The 14,880-nt window shown below is 68.6% G+C and carries 14 protein-coding genes and 1 riboswitch; of the genes, 6 read left to right on the top strand and 8 right to left on the bottom strand.

Features of this window, described 5'->3' with window-relative positions:
- The first annotated feature begins 88 nt into the window (after positions 1-88).
- Positions 89-535 (top strand): GatB/YqeY domain-containing protein, encoded by a 447-nt coding sequence (locus M9799_RS13145; RefSeq protein ID WP_231042122.1) that lies wholly within the window; start codon positions 89-91, stop codon positions 533-535.
- Between the two features lie 85 nt (positions 536-620).
- Here M9799_RS13145 and pmbA read toward each other — a convergent pair whose 3' ends face one another.
- Positions 621-2,030 (bottom strand): metalloprotease PmbA, encoded by a 1,410-nt coding sequence (gene pmbA / locus M9799_RS13140; RefSeq protein ID WP_231042121.1) that lies wholly within the window; start codon positions 2,028-2,030, stop codon positions 621-623.
- A 63-nt stretch (positions 2,031-2,093) separates the two neighbouring features.
- On the opposite strand from pmbA, the gene yjgA reads away from it, so the two are divergent.
- The 4 genes from yjgA to M9799_RS13120 all read left to right on the top strand — a co-directional run bounded on the left by yjgA (position 2,094) and on the right by M9799_RS13120 (position 6,369).
- Positions 2,094-2,777, top strand: a complete 684-nt coding sequence (yjgA, locus tag M9799_RS13135) for a ribosome biogenesis factor YjgA (protein ID WP_231042120.1) — start codon at positions 2,094-2,096, stop codon at positions 2,775-2,777.
- Positions 2,770-3,360 carry a molybdopterin adenylyltransferase gene (gene mog / locus M9799_RS13130; protein WP_231042119.1) on the top strand — a complete coding sequence of 197 codons (591 nt, stop codon included), beginning with the start codon at positions 2,770-2,772 and terminating at the stop codon, positions 3,358-3,360. Before yjgA ends, mog begins: the two co-directional genes overlap by 8 nt.
- Positions 3,361-3,445: 85 nt before the next feature.
- Positions 3,446-4,618 carry a multidrug effflux MFS transporter gene (locus tag M9799_RS13125; RefSeq protein ID WP_231042118.1) on the top strand — a complete coding sequence of 391 codons (1,173 nt, stop codon included), beginning with the start codon at positions 3,446-3,448 and terminating at the stop codon, positions 4,616-4,618.
- Positions 4,619-4,734: 116 nt separating this feature from the next.
- Positions 4,735-6,369 carry a methyl-accepting chemotaxis protein gene (locus M9799_RS13120; RefSeq protein ID WP_231042117.1) on the top strand — a complete coding sequence of 545 codons (1,635 nt, stop codon included), beginning with the start codon at positions 4,735-4,737 and terminating at the stop codon, positions 6,367-6,369.
- A 147-nt stretch (positions 6,370-6,516) separates the two neighbouring features.
- Here the strand turns inward: M9799_RS13120 and thiC are convergent, their stop codons facing one another.
- From thiC to M9799_RS13095, 5 genes are all read right to left on the bottom strand, one after another.
- A complete protein-coding gene (gene thiC, locus M9799_RS13115) occupies positions 6,517-8,415 on the bottom strand; it encodes a phosphomethylpyrimidine synthase ThiC (protein ID WP_231042116.1) in 1,899 nt (632 codons plus the stop codon).
- A 168-nt stretch (positions 8,416-8,583) separates the two neighbouring features.
- Positions 8,584-8,706: riboswitch (TPP riboswitch) on the bottom strand.
- 78 nt (positions 8,707-8,784) lie between these two features.
- Complete coding sequence (locus M9799_RS13110) at positions 8,785-9,810, bottom strand: amidohydrolase family protein (RefSeq protein WP_231042115.1); 1,026 nt, start codon at positions 9,808-9,810, stop codon at positions 8,785-8,787.
- 14 nt (positions 9,811-9,824) lie between these two features.
- The gene (locus M9799_RS13105) at positions 9,825-10,805 is read right to left on the bottom strand and encodes a Bug family tripartite tricarboxylate transporter substrate binding protein (protein WP_231042114.1); all 981 of its coding nucleotides are present in this window, start codon (positions 10,803-10,805) and stop codon (positions 9,825-9,827) included.
- A gap of 123 nt (positions 10,806-10,928) precedes the next feature.
- Positions 10,929-11,645 carry an IclR family transcriptional regulator gene (locus M9799_RS13100; protein ID WP_231042113.1) on the bottom strand — a complete coding sequence of 239 codons (717 nt, stop codon included), beginning with the start codon at positions 11,643-11,645 and terminating at the stop codon, positions 10,929-10,931.
- 32 nt (positions 11,646-11,677) lie between these two features.
- Entirely contained in the window at positions 11,678-12,337 is a 660-nt protein-coding gene (locus M9799_RS13095) for a nitroreductase (RefSeq protein WP_231042112.1), read from the bottom strand.
- Positions 12,338-12,435: 98 nt separating this feature from the next.
- On the opposite strand from M9799_RS13095, the gene M9799_RS13090 reads away from it, so the two are divergent.
- Positions 12,436-13,137, top strand: coding sequence for a carbonic anhydrase (locus M9799_RS13090; protein WP_231042111.1), 702 nt, complete (start codon positions 12,436-12,438; stop codon positions 13,135-13,137).
- A 3-nt stretch (positions 13,138-13,140) separates the two neighbouring features.
- On the opposite strand, the gene cysE is transcribed toward M9799_RS13090, so the two are convergent.
- Positions 13,141-13,932 (bottom strand): serine O-acetyltransferase, encoded by a 792-nt coding sequence (gene cysE / locus M9799_RS13085; protein WP_231042110.1) that lies wholly within the window; start codon positions 13,930-13,932, stop codon positions 13,141-13,143.
- A gap of 37 nt (positions 13,933-13,969) precedes the next feature.
- Entirely contained in the window at positions 13,970-14,737 is a 768-nt protein-coding gene (locus tag M9799_RS13080) for an RNA methyltransferase (protein ID WP_231042109.1), read from the bottom strand.
- Positions 14,738-14,880 lie beyond the last annotated feature (143 nt).

Below are 14,880 nucleotides of genomic sequence, written 5' to 3'. Positions count from 1 at the left end.
AAACCCGCGCTCGGGACGCCAGGCGCGGGTTTTTTGTTTTCTGAATTCGGAATTTACACTTCCTGATTGCATCCCAAGGAGAATTGCCATGAGCCTCAAAGACCAGATCACCGAAGACATGAAGACCGCCATGCGCGCCAAGGACAGCGAGCGCCTGGGCACCATCCGCATGCTGCTGGCGGCCATGAAGCAAAAGGAAGTCGACGAGCGCGTGGTGCTGGACGACGCGGCCATCGTTGCCATCGTCGACAAGCTGATCAAGCAGCGCAAGGACAGCATTGCCGCGTTCGAGACCGCGGGCCGCCAGGACCTGGTGGACAAGGAAAGCGCCGAGCTGGAAGTGCTCAAGGCCTACCTGCCCCAGCGCATGTCGGCCGAGGAAGTCACGGCCGCCGTGCAGGCCATCGTGGCCGAGCTGGGCGCCAAGGGCCCGGGCGACATGGGCAAGGTGATGGGCGTGGTGAAGACGCAGCTCGCCGGCAAGGCGGACATGGGCCAGGTGTCGGCGGCCGTGAAGGCTGCGCTGGCTGGCTGATCCCACGCTTGCGCCATGAAAAAAGGAGTGCGCCGCACTCCTTTTTTTGTGGCGAACCCAAGCCCGTCAGGGCCAGCAGGAAGCCTCAGCTGCCCGCCACCTTCATCCGGTTGATCAGCACCGATCCCACGGTCTTCGCTCCGTAGTTGTAGGCATCGGCACCGATCGCTTCGATCCCCTTGAACATGGTCTTGAGGTTGCCGGCAATGGTGATCTCGTGCACGGGATACGCGATCTCGCCGTTTTCCACCCAGAAGCCGCTGGCGCCGCGCGAATAGTCGCCGGTCACGTAGTTCACGCCCTGGCCCATGAGCTCGATGACGAACAGGCCGGTGCCCAGCTTCCTGAGCATCGCGTCGAGATCGTCGCCCTCGCGTGTGAGGCGGGAGCTCATGACCAGGTTGTGCGAGCCGCCGGAGTTGCCGGTGGTCTTCATGCCCAGCTTGCGCGCCGAGTAGCTCGACAGGAAATAGCCCTGCACGCGGCCGGCGTCGACCACCTTGCGCGGCTGCACGCGCACGCCCTCCTCGTCGAAGGGCGAGCTGCCCTTGCCGCGCAGGATGAAGGGGTCTTCCAGCACGTCGATGTGCTTGGGGAACACCGGCTTGCCCAGCGAGTCCAGCAGGAAGCTGGTCTTGCGGTAGAGCGCGCCGCCGCTCACGGCATGCACGAAGCCGCCGAGCAGGCCCGCGGCCAGCGTCGATTCGAACAGCACCGGGCATTCGGTCGTGGGGATCTTGCGGCTGCCCAGGCGGCTCAGGGCGCGCTGCGCCGCATAGCGGCCGACTTCGGCGGGCGAGGCCAGTTCGGAGGCCGAGCGCATCGAGCTGTACCAGGCGTCGCGCTGCATCTCGGCGTTGCGCCCGGGCAGCGAGGCGATGGGCGCGACCGAAAGGCTGTGGCGCGAGCTGGCGTAGCCGCCGCGAAAACCATTCGAGTGGGCGCTGAAGAAATGGCTTTGCTGGACCGAAACGCCCGCGCCTTCGCTGTTGGTGATGCGCTTGTGCGTCTTCATCGCCGCGGCTTCGCATTCCATGGCCAGCGCTGCGGCCTCTTCGCTGCTGATGTCCCAGGGGTGGAAAAGGTCCAGGTCGCGGTGCGTGCCGGGCTCGGCGATGTCGGCGGCATCGGGCAGGCCGCCCGTGGGGTCCTCGGCCGTGAAGCGCGCGATGTCATAGGCCGCCTGCACGGTCTGTGCAATGGCGGCGTCGGAGAAGTCGGAGGTGCTGGCGTTGCCGCGCTGGTTGCCCAGGTAGACCGTGACGCCCAGCGACTTGTCGCGGTTGCGCTCCACGGTCTCGAGCGCGCCCTTGCGCACGTTCACGGACAGGCCGCAGCCCTCGGAGGCCTCGGCACCGGCGTCGGTGGCGCCAAGCTTCTTGGCGTGCGCCAGGGCGCGGTCCACGAGGTCTTCGAAGAAGGGGCGGCTGTAGCTGAAGCCGGAATCGGCCTGCGCGGCGGCGGTGCTTACGGAGCGGGGGCGGGGTTTTTTCATAGCGACAGCTATGATACTTGCCACTGCGACGCGCTCTGCGTTGCCCTCTCTATTGCCCCCTACATGTCACGCAAACCCAAAAAAGGCTACTTCGTGAAAGGCCATTTCGTTGCCGAAGGCAGCGATCTGGACCTGGAACTCAAGGCCGAACTCAAAGGCACCTGGGACTCCAGCCGTACCGATATGAAGCGCGAGAGCGATGCGCTGCAAAAGCTCGGCGAAGACCTGCTGGACCTGCGCAGCGACCTGCTGGCGCGCCTGCAGCTGTCCGACAAGCTGCTCGAAGCCCTGGCCGAAGCGCGCCGCATCACCAACTTCGAAGGCAAGCGCCGCCAGATGCAGTACATCGGCAAGATCATGCGCAAGCTCGAGGAATCGCAGATCGCCGCCATCCATGCCGCCATGGAAGAGCAGCGCAATGGCTCTCCCGCGGAAAAGCTCTCGGTGCTGCAGGCAGAGCAGTGGCGCGAGCGCCTGCTGGCCGAGGACGGCGCGCTGGCCGAATGGCTCGACAGCTTCCCCGGCACCGATTCGCAGCAAATCCGCGCGCTGATCCGCCAGGCGCGCAAGGACAACCAGGCCGCCGCAGCGGCTGCGCCCGCCGAGCCGGGTGCGGCGCCCGCACCGCGCAAGGCCAGCCGCGCCTACCGCGAGCTGTTCGCACTGCTGCGCGCGCAGATCTCGGGCAGCAGCGCGCTGCCCGGCGCTGCGGCCACCGACGATGACGAGGACGACAGCGATGCATGAGGCGGTGCGCATCGGCATCGTGTCGATCAGCGACCGCGCCAGCAGCGGCGTCTATGCCGACCAGGGCCTGCCGGCGCTGCAGGACTGGCTGAGCCGCGCGCTGCGCAACCCGGTCACGTTCGAATCGCGGCTGATTCCCGACGAGCAGGAGCTGATCAGCCAGGCACTGGTCGGGCTGGTCGATGCCGGCTGTTGCCTGGTGCTGACCACCGGCGGCACCGGCCCTGCGCCGCGCGACGTGACGCCAGAAGCCACGCTGGCCATCGCCGACAAGGAAATGCCGGGCTTTGGCGAGCAGATGCGCCAGATCAGCCTGCGCTTCGTGCCCACGGCCATTTTGTCGCGCCAGGTCGCGGTGATCCGCGGCCAGAGCCTGATCATCAACCTGCCGGGCCAGCCCAAGGCCATCGCGCAGACGCTCGAGGGCCTCAGGGACGAAGGTGGCAAGAGCCTCGTGCCCGGCATCTTCGCGGCGGTGCCCTACTGCATCGACCTGATCGGCGGCCCCTACCTCGAGACCCGCGCCGAGGTCTGCGAAGCCTTCCGGCCCAAGAGCGCGCAGCGCCCTGCCGCAGCCGGCTGAACGCCACGCCGCGCACGCATTCCGCGCCCCCTGTGGGCGCTTTTTCTTTTGCCGGCCAGGTGCGCCCTGGCTGCAACGTTCTCCGATGTCCCAATTGAAACTCACCCTCCTGCTGGCCCTGTTTACGATGCTGGGGCCACTGGGAATCGATACCTATTTACCCTCCTTCCATGCCATCGCGCAGGAATTCGCGGTGGACGCCACGGTGGTGCAGCAGACGCTGAGCGTCTATGTGCTGGGCCTGGCGCTGATGATGCTGGTCTACGGCACGCTGTCGGATGCCATCGGCCGGCGCCGCGTCATGCTGTTCACCGTCACCGGCTTCGGCCTGGTGTCGCTGCTGGCCTCGCTGGCACCCAGCATTGAAATGCTGATCGCGCTGCGCGCCGCGCAGGGCCTGATGGCCGGCGCGGGCATGGTGGTGTCGCGCGCGATGGTGCAGGACCGCTACCAGGGCGCGCAGGCGCAGCGCATGATGGCGATGATCATGGTGGTGTTCGGCCTGGCGCCGGCCCTCGCGCCGATCCTGGGCGGCTGGCTGCAGCTGCATGGCGGCTGGCGCGCTTCCTTTGGCTTTCTGGCGCTGTTTTCGCTGCTGCTGCTGGCCACCGCCTGGCGCGCGCTGCCCGAAACGCTGGAGCCAGCGCAGCGCACGCCGCTGGCCTGGCGGCCGATTGCGCGCAACTACCTGACTGCCATCCGCCACCGCAGCTTTCGCCGCATGCTGCTGGCGATCGGCCTGATGGGCTCGGGCATGGCGGTCTACATTGCCTCGGCCGCGGAATTCGTCGTCACGCTGCTGGGCCAGAGCGAGACCGGCTTCGGCTGGCTGTTCATTCCGCTGGTGGGCGGCGGCATGCTGGGCTCGGTCATCAGCACTTTCCTGGCTTCGCGCGTAGCGCCGCGGCGCCAGAAGCAGATCGGCTTTGCATTGATGGCGCTGGCTTGCAGCGCCAACGTGGGCTACAACGCGCTGTTCACGGCCAGCCTGCCCTGGGCGGTGCTGCCGATCGCGCTGTACACCTTGTCCTGGTCGCTGATCAGCCCGCTGGTCGTGCTGCAGGCGGTGGGCTTCTTTCCCCAGATGCGCGGGCTGGCATCTTCGCTGCAGGGCTTCGTGCAGATGCTGCTGTTCGCGCTGATCACCTCGGCGCTGGTGCCGCTGCTGTTCCATAGCGCGCTATGGCTGGCGCTGGGGCATGCGACGCTGGTGCTGGGCGGGATGCTGGTCTGGGCCTGGTGCGTGCGGGAACGGTGACAGCTGCACGGGCAGTGTCACATGGGTTACATAGTTTGTAACTAGCATGTGACATGCCCGAACGCCGGGGCCGATGCCAGGCGCCGGGCATGCCCTCTTCACAGCCCTGCGTGCCCATGTCTGACTCCCTTGTTCTTCGGCTGCCGATACAGGCCCAGCCCCTGGCTCCTGCCCAATCCCCGACCGCACCCACGACGCGCTCACGCATTGCCTGGCGCCGCTCGCTGGGCGCGCGCCTGCAACTGATCTTCGCGCTGGCGCTGGCGCTGGGCTGGGGCTCGGCCGGTATCGGCCTCTGGGCGCTGAACCACAGCCAGGATGCGCTGCAGCGCGTGATGGCCGAGCGCAGCGCCGCCGAGCGCCAGGTGGCCGATGCCTTCTGGCTGCAGTCGCGCAATATCGAACGCCTCAAGGCCATGGCGCTGAGTTCCGAGCCCGAGGTCGGCGACGTGCTGGGCGCCGAGGTGAAAACCGATGAAGCCGCCTATGCCAAGCTGCGTGCGGCTGTCGACCCATCCGGCCATGGCGCGGCCGAGCAGCCGCTGTGGCAGGCGCTGGACGAGCGCCATGCCGCGTTCCTGGCCGCCAGCGCCGCGCTGGTCACGGCGCGCGACAGCGGCCTGACGCAGCGCATCCGCGAGACCGTGGACCAGCAGTTCCTGCCCGCGGCGCAGGCGCTGACGCAGCAGCTGGAGACGCTGTCCACCTTCCAGCGCCAGGCGATGGACGCTGCCGCGCACCAGGCCGGCGCGAGCGCCGCCACCGCGCGCGGCGTGCTGCTGGCGCTGTGCGCCGCCTCGGTGCTGCTGGGCCTGTGGCTGGGCTGGGCGCTGCGCCGCTGGATCGTGCAGCCGCTGGCCCAGGCGCACAGCGCGGCCCAGCGCGTGGCGGCGCTCGATCTGCGCACCGACCTGCACAGCCGCGGCCAGGACGAAGCCGGGCAGATGCTGGGCGCGATGGTGCGCATGCAGGCCAGCCTGCGCGATCTCGTCGGCCAGCTGCAGGGCGCGACGCGCCATGTGGCCGACGCCTCGCAGGAAATCGCGCGCGGCAACCATGACCTGTCGCAGCGCACCGAGCATGGCGCGCTGCAGCTGCAGGCGGCCAGCGAGCATCTGGCGATGCTTTCCGAAACCACGACGCTGGCCTCGAAGGCCGCCGACCGCGGCCAGCAGGTCGCCCAGCAGGCCAGCCTGAGCGCCAAGGCCAGCGGCGCGTCGATCGAGGCGCTGACCGGCACCATCCACCACATGGCCGGCAGCGCGCAGCGCATTGCCGACATCACCGGCGTGATCGACACGCTGGCCTTCCAGACCAACCTGCTGGCGCTGAACGCCGCCGTCGAGGCCGCGCGCGCGGGCGAGCACGGCCGCGGCTTCAGCGTGGTCGCGGCCGAGGTGCGCGCACTGGCCAACCGCAGCGCGGAAGCCGCCAAGGAGATCAAGCAGCTGGTGCAGGCCTCGGGCGCCCAGGTCGATGAAAGCAGCCGCCTGGCCACCGAGGCGCGCGCCCGCACCGCGCAGATGCTGCAGGCCATCGAGCAGGCCACGCTGAGCATGGCCGACATCACCCGCCAGGCGCATGGGCAGCAGCAGGACATCGCGGCGCTGCATGAAGCGGTGCACGCGCTCAGCGACCACGCGCAGCACAATGCGGCGCTGGTGCAGGAATCGGCGGCGGCGGCGCTGAGCCTGCAGGACCAGGCGGGGGCGCTGTCGCGGATTGCGGGGAGGTTTGCTTTGCCGGGCTGAGCAAGCCCTGTGGTGCTTCTTTGGGGCAGGCCCTTCATCCTTCGACAGGCTCAGGACAAACGGTAAATACGTTCGTCCTGAGCCTGCCGAAGGATGGACGGCCCCCCGACAAATGGGCAACTGAACAGCCCAACGGTTCAGTTGCCTTCAATCCCCCAGGACGATCGGCACATAAATCTCCCCTCCCCCGCGCTTAAACTCGCGCGCCTTGCCCTCCATCCCCTCGGCCAGCGCCGCCTCCTCCGCGAGCCCCTGCCGCGCCGCAAACTCCCGCACCTCCTGCGTGATCTTCATCGAGCAGAACTTGGGCCCGCACATCGAGCAGAAATGCGCGACCTTGGCCGAATCCTTGGGCAGGGTCTCGTCGTGGAAGGCCCGCGCCGTGTCCGGGTCGAGGCCCAGGTTGAACTGGTCCTGCCAGCGGAAGTCGAAGCGCGCCTGCGACAGCGCGTCGTCGCGCGCGCGTGCGCCCGGGTGCCCCTTGGCGACATCGGCGGCATGGGCGGCAATCCTGTACGCCATGATCCCCTGCTTCACATCGTCGCGATCGGGCAGCCCCAGGTGCTCCTTGGGCGTGACGTAGCACAGCATGGCGGTGCCCATCCAGCCGATCATGGCCGCGCCGATGGCGCTGGCGATGTGGTCGTAGCCCGGGGCGATGTCGATGGTCAGCGGGCCGAGCGTGTAGAACGGCGCCTCGTGGCAGTGCTTGAGCTGCTCGGCCATGTTGGCCTGGATCAGATGCATGGGCACATGGCCCGGGCCCTCGATCATGGTCTGCACATCGTGCTTCCAGGCCAGCTGCGTGAGCTCGCCCAGCGCGTGCAGCTCGGCGAACTGGGCTTCGTCGTTGGCGTCGCTGGCGCAGCCCGGGCGCAGGCCGTCGCCGAGGCTGAAGCTCACGTCGTACTGCTTCATGATGTCGCAGATGTCCTCGAAATGCGTGTGCAGGAAGCTTTCGCGGTGGTGCGCCATGCACCACTTGGCCATGATCGAGCCGCCGCGCGAGACGATGCCGGTGCGCCTGGCGGCCGTGAGGTGGATGAAGGCCAGGCGCACGCCGGCATGGATGGTGAAGTAATCGACGCCCTGCTCCGCCTGCTCGACCAGCGTGTCGCGGAAGATTTCCCAGCTCAGGTCCTCGGCGACGCCGCCCACCTTTTCCAGCGCCTGGTAGATCGGCACCGTGCCGATGGGCACCGGCGAGTTGCGCAGGATCCAGTCGCGCGTGGTGTGGATATTCCTTCCCGTCGACAGGTCCATGACGTTGTCGGCGCCCCAGCGCGTGGCCCAGACCAGCTTCTCCACCTCCTCCTCGATGCTGGAAGTGACGGCGGAATTGCCGATGTTGGCGTTGATCTTCACCTTGAAGTTGCGCCCTATCGCCATCGGCTCGATCTCGGGATGGTTGATGTTCGCCGGGATGATCGCGCGCCCGCGCGCCACCTCGTCGCGCACAAACTCGGGCGTGATCAGCGCCGGGATGCTCGCGCCCAGCGCGTTACCCGCCAGGCGCCCCTCGCGCGCCGCGTCCTGCTGGTAGGCCGCCATCCACTCGCGCCGGCCGTTCTCGCGCAGCGCCACGTATTCCATCTCGGGCGTGACGATGCCGCGGCGCGCGTAATGCATCTGCGTCACGTTGGCACCGCTCTTTGCCCGCCGCGGCTGGCGCTGCAGGCCGGCGGCCTCGGCGCGCAGGGCCTTCAGGCGCAGCGCCTCCTCGTCCCGTGCGCCGTCGTCCAGCGCCGCGCGCGCGCGCCCCACATACCACTCGGTGTCCGCGCGCGCGTCGAGCCAGGGCGCGCGCAGCGCCGGCAAGCCGCGGCGGATGTCGATCTCCACCTCGGGATCGGTGTAGGGGCCGGAGGTGTCATAGACGCTGACTTCCTCGCCATTGGTGAGCGCGATGTCGCGCACCGGCACGCGCAGGCCGGCATGCAGCTGGCCTGGCAGATAGCTTTTGCGCGAGGCGGGGAAAGGCTGGCGCGACCGGGCCAGCAGGTCGGCAAAGGACGGGGTCGAAAGATTCTTTTCGGGGGCATTCATTGCGGTCTCCTCGTAGGGGTTGATTCAACAACGCTCCGAGGAATGCCGGGCTGGAACCTGTGGATGAACCACCATGGGCTGCTGCCATGGGTGGCGCGGATGGAAGCGAAGCCCGCAATGCCTGCCGCGGGCGTGATGCCCCGACTTCGACTGCCGCTTCCCTCTTCCGCCTCAGGTTCTCGCTCTTCTTCCGCCGGTATGATCCGGATCAAGTTCATCGGGTTCGCCAGCGCATCTGTTCACACAGACCGTCTGGCATCTCAGCGCATGCGCACACCCCGGAGCTGAAACGAGTATAGCGGCGCGCATCCCGCAGCGGAACCCATGCGTTCCCGCGTGCCGGCCGCTGGCCGAAGTGCATGCACTGCGTCAGCGCCCCTGCGTCCTGAGCAGTTGGTCCAGCCGCGGATAGACGCGCCTGGCATTGAGCTCGAACACCTGCTGGCGCGCCTGCGCCGAAAGACCTTGCGCGCAGTCCACATACCGGCGCGTGTCGTCGAAGTGAAAGCCGGTCTCTGGGTCCACACCCTTCACGGCGCCATGGATTTCCGACGCAAACAGCACGTTCTCGACCGGGATCACATCGAGCAGCAGATCGATGCCGCGCTGGTGGTAGACGCAGGTGTCGAAGAACACGTTGTCCAGCAGCTGCGGCATGGCCGGACGCTCCAGCTGTTGCGCCAAGCCGCGGTAACGGCCCCAGTGGTAGGGCACGGCGCCGCCGCCGTGTGGAATGACGAAGCGCAGCGTCGGAAAGTCCTTGAACAGGTCCGACAGCAGGAACTGCATGAAGACCGTGGTGTCGCCGTTGAGGTAATGCGCGCCCGTGTGGTGGAAGTTGGCGTTGCACGAGCAGCTGACATGCACCATGCCCGGCACGTCCAGCTCCACCATCTTCTCGTACAGCGGGTACCAGTGGCGGTCCGTCATCGGCGGGCCGCTCCAGTGCCCGTCCGAGGGATCGGGGTTGACGTTGCAGCCGACGAAGCCAAGCTGCGTGACGCAGCGCTCGAGTTCGGCGACGCTGGCCGACAGGTCGGCGCCGGGCGACTGCGGCAGCTGGCACGCGCCGGCGAATTCGCGCGGATAGAGCTGCGTCACGCGGTGGATCAGGTCGTTGCAGGCCTGTGCCCAGTGCCGGCTGGTCTGCACATCGCCCACATGGTGCGCCATCGCGCCGGCGGTGGGCGAGAACACCGTCATGTCCACCCCGCGCCGGCGCTGAGTCGCCAGCTGGTTGCGCTCCAGGCTTTCGCGGATCTCGTCGTCGCCGATGCGCGCATCGGGTCGCAGCGCGGGCGCGCCGGGCTCGAGCAGGCGCGCCTTCTGGCGCTGGCGGTAGTCGTTCAGCGCCTGGGGCGCGGTGGTGTAGTGGCCGTGGCAATCGATGATCATTGAAAGGTTCCGGGTCAGTTGAGATGGATGCCCGACTCGCGGATCACCTTGTCCCACTGGGCCGTTTCCTTGCGCGTGCGCTCGGCCAGTTCCGCGGGCGTGCCGACATGCAGATCCACGCCCTGCTCGCGCAGGCGCGCTTCGAAGGCCTTGTCGGCGGCCAGCTTGCCCAGGGAGGCACCGAGCTTTTCCACCACGGCCGGAGTCAGGCCATGCGGGCCGTACAGCCCGTACCAGGTGGCGTACTCGAAGCCGGGCAAGCCGGCCTGCTTGATCAGGGGGAAGTCCTTGTAGGTAGGCGAAGACGACTGGGCCGTGACGCCCACGACGCGGATCAAGCCTTTGTCCACCATGCCTTTCATCGACGGCAGGCTGCTGAACATGGCCTGCACCTGGCCCGACGCCAGATCGGTCATGGCCTGCGACGAACCCTTGTACGCGAGATGCCGGCCCTCGATGCCGGCCTGCCGCATGAACAGCTCGGAAGCCAGATGCGCCAGCCCGCCCACGCCGGCGGAAGCAAAGTTCAGGCTGCCTGGATGGGCCTTGGCATGGGCGATGAGTTCCTTGACGCTGCGCACCGGCAACTGGCTCGATACCACCAGTACATGCGGGCTGGTACTGACCATGCCGACGGGCGACAGCTGCGTGAGGATGTCCACGCGTTTCTTGCTCAGCAGCGGCTGGATCACCACATTGCCCGATGCCGCGAACAGCAGCGTGTAGCCATCGGCGGGCGCGCGCGAGACGGCATTGGTCGCGGGCACGCCGGCGCCGCCACCCATGTTCTCGACCACCACCGTCTGGCCCAGCTCCCTGCCCAGGGCCTGCGCCACCTCGCGCGCCACCACGTCCGCGGGGCCGCCGGCGGCAAAGGGCACGATGAAGCGGATGTTCTTGCCGGGAAAGGCCTCGGGCTGCGCAAAGGTCTGGGGGGCGGCAAAAGCCGCGCAGGCACAGATGGCCGCCTGAAGCAGCGCTCGTCTGGTGGTCATGGATGTCTCCTTCATGAAGCCCTCTAAGCGGGGCCCAGGGGACATCGTAGGAAGACTGCCGTGCCAGGAAAACACCGTTTCACCTGGCGTAACGGCTGTGCGATGCACGCGGTGGATGTGGACTCAGTTGGGATGCCAGGTGGAACGCAATGCCGCCACCGAGACACCGCCCAGCAGCCAGGAGATCTGCGCCGCGGCCTGGGTGGTGACGGGCCCGAAGGACTCCAGCTGCGCGCGCGTCAGCCGCTCGGCCGGACCCGACACGCAAACCGATCCCAGCACCGCGCGGCCGACGCCATACACCGCGGCGGAGATGCTGGCAGCGCCGGCGCTGCGCTCGCCCTCCGTCACGCAGCAGCCGCTGCGGCGGATGGCGTCATATGCCGCGCCGGGCTCGCCCAGTGCGGCCAGGATCACGCGGCCCGCCGAGCCCCGGTCCAGCGGCAGCAGCTCGCCCGAGCGCACATGGCGGCGGATGCCGCGCGGCCCCTCGACGCGCAGCAGGCAGCTGCGCACGCTGTTCTCAAAGACGTAGAAGGAGGCGCTTTCGCCCGTGGCCTCCGACAGCGCCATCAGCTGCGGCTCGATGATGGCGTGGACGTCGAACTGCGCCTGGTAGCGCGCGCCCAGGAAACCTGCGCTGGGCCCCAGCCGCCAGGCGCCATCGGCGGCGCGCTGGACCAGGAAGCCATCGGCCGCCAGCGTGCGCGCCAGGCGCAGCACGGTAGGCTTGTGCATGCCGGTGCGCCGCGCCAGTTCGGCCAGCGACACGAAGCTTTCCTCGCCGGAGAAGGCCCTGAGCACGGCCAGGGCGCGGGTGACGGCAGTGACATGCGTCATGGGTGCTGGTCTGCTGATTCAAGCCGCAAGGCTCAAAACCCCTGCATATCCAGCCATTCGCCCGGATCGGCGCGCGTGGCGCGCAGCTGGTTGATCGGCGCCTCGGTGTCTTCCCAGCCCAGCGCCACGCCAAACGCCACCGCATAGTCCCCGGGCAGCGCCAGCTGCGCCGCCACCGTATCGCCAAAGCGCCGCCAGTAGCCCTGGGCACAGGTCGCCAGGCCCTGCTCGACGGCCAGCAGCATCAGCGACTGCAGGTAGATACCCAGATCGGCCCATTGCGCCAGCCCCATGCGCGCATCGACGCTGACGAAGATGCCCACGGGCGCGCCGAAGAACTGCCCGTTGCGCCCGAGCTGCGCGAGGCGCGCGGGCTTGTCGCCGCGCCCGATGCCCAGCGTGCGGTACAGGTCCTCGCCGTTGTCGAAGCGCCGGCTGCGGTAGGGCTCCCAGAGGCTGGGCGGATAGGAGCTGCCCGCCGGTCCGTCCTGCGGCTCGGCCACAGCCACGGCTGCCAGCAACTGCTGCAGCGGCGCGCCGGCGAGCGCCGTCACGCGCCAGGGCTGCAGGTTGCCGCCCGAGGCGGCGCGCGCGGCCGAGTGCAGCATCGAGCGCACCACCGCGGCCTCGGGCACGCGGGGCAGGAAGGCGCGCACCGAGCGGCGCGCATGCAGGGCATCTTCGACATTCATGGCATGGGGTCCGGAAAGCAACACAGCGACGAGTCTAGCCGCGGCCCGCGGAACACAATGGCAACTGGCGTCCACCTACCTTCTTCAGGAGGTATCCCATGTGTGCATCCCGCAATGCGTTCGCCCGCGGCCGGCGTACTTTTCTGGCGTTGGCCGCAGCCGGCTTGTACAGCGCCACGGCACGGGCCGTGGGTCCGCCACCCACGCCCCGGGTCGGCGCCGCACAGGCGCTGGAGCGGCTCAAGGCCGGCAATGCGGCCTATGTCAAGGCACCGGCGCTGTGTGCGACCCGACTGCTGGAGCAGCGCGCGCAGCAGGCGGCGCACCAGGCGCCCTGGGCCACGGTGCTGTGCTGCGCCGACAGCCGCGTGCCGCCCGAGCTGGTGTTCGGCGGCCTGGGCCTGGGCCAGCTGTTCGTCGCGCGCAATGCCGGGCATGTGCCCGATGACGCGACGCTGGGCACGCTGGAATATGCCTGCTCGATGCTCGGAGTGGCTTTGGTCGTGGTGCTGGGCCACGAGCGCTGCGGCGCGGTGACAGCGGCCGCCGCCATGGTGCGGGACGGCGCGCGCTTTCCCGGCTTCATCGGACCGCTGGTCGAAGCCATCGTGCCCGCGGCACGCGCCGTGGCCGACCAGCCCGGGGATTTCGTCGACAACGCGGTGCGCGAGAATGCGCGCCGCACGGCGCGCGACATTGCCACGCGCAGCGAATCGATTGCGCGGGGCGTGGCCGAAGGAAAGGTGCGGGTGGTGGCTGCGCGGTATGACCTGGACAGCGGGCGGGTGGAGTTCCTCTGAGCCCTACTTCCCCATCAACTGATCGATCTTGTCCTTCTCGAACTTCTGCGGCCGTTCGGACTCGCAGGGCACGCAGTCGCGGGTCTTGGTCTGCGCCGAGAGCTTTTCGATGGCTTCCCAGAGCAGCGCGATCTGCCGCTCGTGGCCGGCCGCGCCTTCGCTCAGGCCACGCATGGCCTGGGAGATGGGATCGTCCTCCTGCGTCACGCCATAGGCCGTGAAGGCGCGCGGCGCGGCGGCCGGGGCATCGTGGTCGGTGACATCGGCGCTCTGCCCGGCCTTCGACGGCAGGATGCGCGCGGGAATGCCCACCGCCGTGGCGCCCGCGGGCACGGGCTTGATGACCACCGCGTTGCTGCCGATCTTCGCGCCGTCGCCGACCTCGAAGCCGCCCAGCACCTTGGCGCCGGCGCTCACGACCACGTCGCGCCCCAGCGTGGGGTGGCGCTTGACGCCCTTGTAGAGCGAGGTGCCGCCGAGCGTCACGCCGTGGTAGATGGTGCAGCCGTCGCCCACCACCGCGGTCTCGCCGATCACCACGCCCATGCCGTGGTCGATGAACACGCGCTCGCCGATCACTGCGCCGGGGTGGATCTCGATGCCCGTGAGCCAGCGCCCCAGGTGCGAGATGAAGCGGCCCAGCCACCGCAGGCCATGGTTCCAGCACCAGTGCGCGGGCCGCTGCAGCCAGATCGCGTGCAGGCCGGGATAACAGGTCACCACTTCCCAGGTACTGCGGGCCGCGGGATCACGGTCGAGAATGCACTGGATATCGGAACGCAGGCGGGCGAGCATCAAGAGGCAGAAGAAGAAGTGGTCGGAACTGTTCAGTCTATCGCTTTGGCGCGGTGCATTGCAGCATGGCTTTGGCGACACCGCGCAGGATATGGATTTCCTCGGGACTGAGCTGCGCGCGGTTGAAAAGCTGGTTAAGGCGCGGCATGAGCTTCTTGGGCGCGGCCGGGTCGAGAAAGCCGATGTGCGCCAGCGCCTGCTCCCAGTGGCCCAGCATGCCGGCGACCTGGGCGGCATCGGCGCGGTCGGGCAGCTGCGCGGGCGCGGCGCCCTCGAGCGCGAAGCCGCCCAGCGCCTGGCGCCATTCATAGGCGATCAGCTGGATGGCCGCGCCCAGGTTGAGGGAGCCGAACTGCGGATTCGAGGGGATCGACAGCGCCACGTCGCAGCGGTAGACATCCTCGTTGGACATGCCGAAGCGCTCGCAGCCGAACAGGAAGGCCACGCCGGTCTCGGGCGCCGCGCCGGGCGCCGCCGGCCCTGCCTGCAGCGCGCCCCTGGCCAGCATCTCCAGGTGCGCGCGCGGCGTGCGCGTTGGCGGGCCGAAATCGCGCGGTGTCATGGCGGTGGCGCACAGGTGGCTCATGCCGTCGAGCGCCTCGTCCAAAGTTTCAACGATGCGCGCCTTGGCCAGCACGTCGAGCGCGCCGCTCGCGCGCTGGATGGTTTCCTCGCGCCGCAGCACGTTGGCCCAGCGCGGCGCCACCAGCACCAGGTCGTCGAAGCCCATGGTCTTGAGGGCGCGGGCGGCGGCGCCCACATTGCCGGCATGGCTGGTCTGGATCAGGACGAATCGGGTCTTCATGGCATTACAAAAAGCAGGGGCAGGTACAGGCAGAACAAAACGGCAGCAAAGGCCGCTGGCCGCACGGGTTGCAGGGCAATGCGCAGCACGAATCGGACAGGCCGGGTAAAATCGCCAGCCATTGTCGCCGCCCGCATCGCCGG

Origin of the sequence: Comamonas endophytica (genome assembly GCF_023634805.2) — a bacterium.
Classification (GTDB): Bacteria; Pseudomonadota; Gammaproteobacteria; order Burkholderiales; family Burkholderiaceae_C; genus Comamonas; species Comamonas endophytica.
This window is presented reverse-complemented; position numbering and strand designations above follow the sequence as displayed.

Excerpts from the sequence above, each read along its gene's own strand:
- M9799_RS13095 (WP_231042112.1), bottom strand. The coding sequence starts at position 12,337 with ATGAATGTCGAAGATGCCCTGCATGCGCGCCGCTCGGTGCGCGCCTTC.
- M9799_RS13125 (WP_231042118.1), top strand. The coding sequence starts at position 3,446 with ATGTCCCAATTGAAACTCACCCTCCTGCTGGCCCTGTTTACGATGCTG.
- M9799_RS13145 (WP_231042122.1), top strand. The coding sequence starts at position 89 with ATGAGCCTCAAAGACCAGATCACCGAAGACATGAAGACCGCCATGCGC.
- M9799_RS13110 (WP_231042115.1), bottom strand. The coding sequence starts at position 9,810 with ATGATCATCGATTGCCACGGCCACTACACCACCGCGCCCCAGGCGCTG.
- M9799_RS13100 (WP_231042113.1), bottom strand. The coding sequence starts at position 11,645 with ATGACGCATGTCACTGCCGTCACCCGCGCCCTGGCCGTGCTCAGGGCC.
- yjgA (WP_231042120.1), top strand. The coding sequence starts at position 2,094 with ATGTCACGCAAACCCAAAAAAGGCTACTTCGTGAAAGGCCATTTCGTT.
- thiC (WP_231042116.1), bottom strand. The coding sequence starts at position 8,415 with ATGAATGCCCCCGAAAAGAATCTTTCGACCCCGTCCTTTGCCGACCTG.
- M9799_RS13105 (WP_231042114.1), bottom strand. The coding sequence starts at position 10,805 with ATGACCACCAGACGAGCGCTGCTTCAGGCGGCCATCTGTGCCTGCGCG.
- mog (WP_231042119.1), top strand. The coding sequence starts at position 2,770 with ATGCATGAGGCGGTGCGCATCGGCATCGTGTCGATCAGCGACCGCGCC.
- M9799_RS13090 (WP_231042111.1), top strand. The coding sequence starts at position 12,436 with ATGTGTGCATCCCGCAATGCGTTCGCCCGCGGCCGGCGTACTTTTCTG.
- cysE (WP_231042110.1), bottom strand. The coding sequence starts at position 13,932 with ATGCTCGCCCGCCTGCGTTCCGATATCCAGTGCATTCTCGACCGTGAT.
- M9799_RS13120 (WP_231042117.1), top strand. The coding sequence starts at position 4,735 with ATGTCTGACTCCCTTGTTCTTCGGCTGCCGATACAGGCCCAGCCCCTG.
- M9799_RS13080 (WP_231042109.1), bottom strand. The coding sequence starts at position 14,737 with ATGAAGACCCGATTCGTCCTGATCCAGACCAGCCATGCCGGCAATGTG.
- pmbA (WP_231042121.1), bottom strand. The coding sequence starts at position 2,030 with ATGAAAAAACCCCGCCCCCGCTCCGTAAGCACCGCCGCCGCGCAGGCC.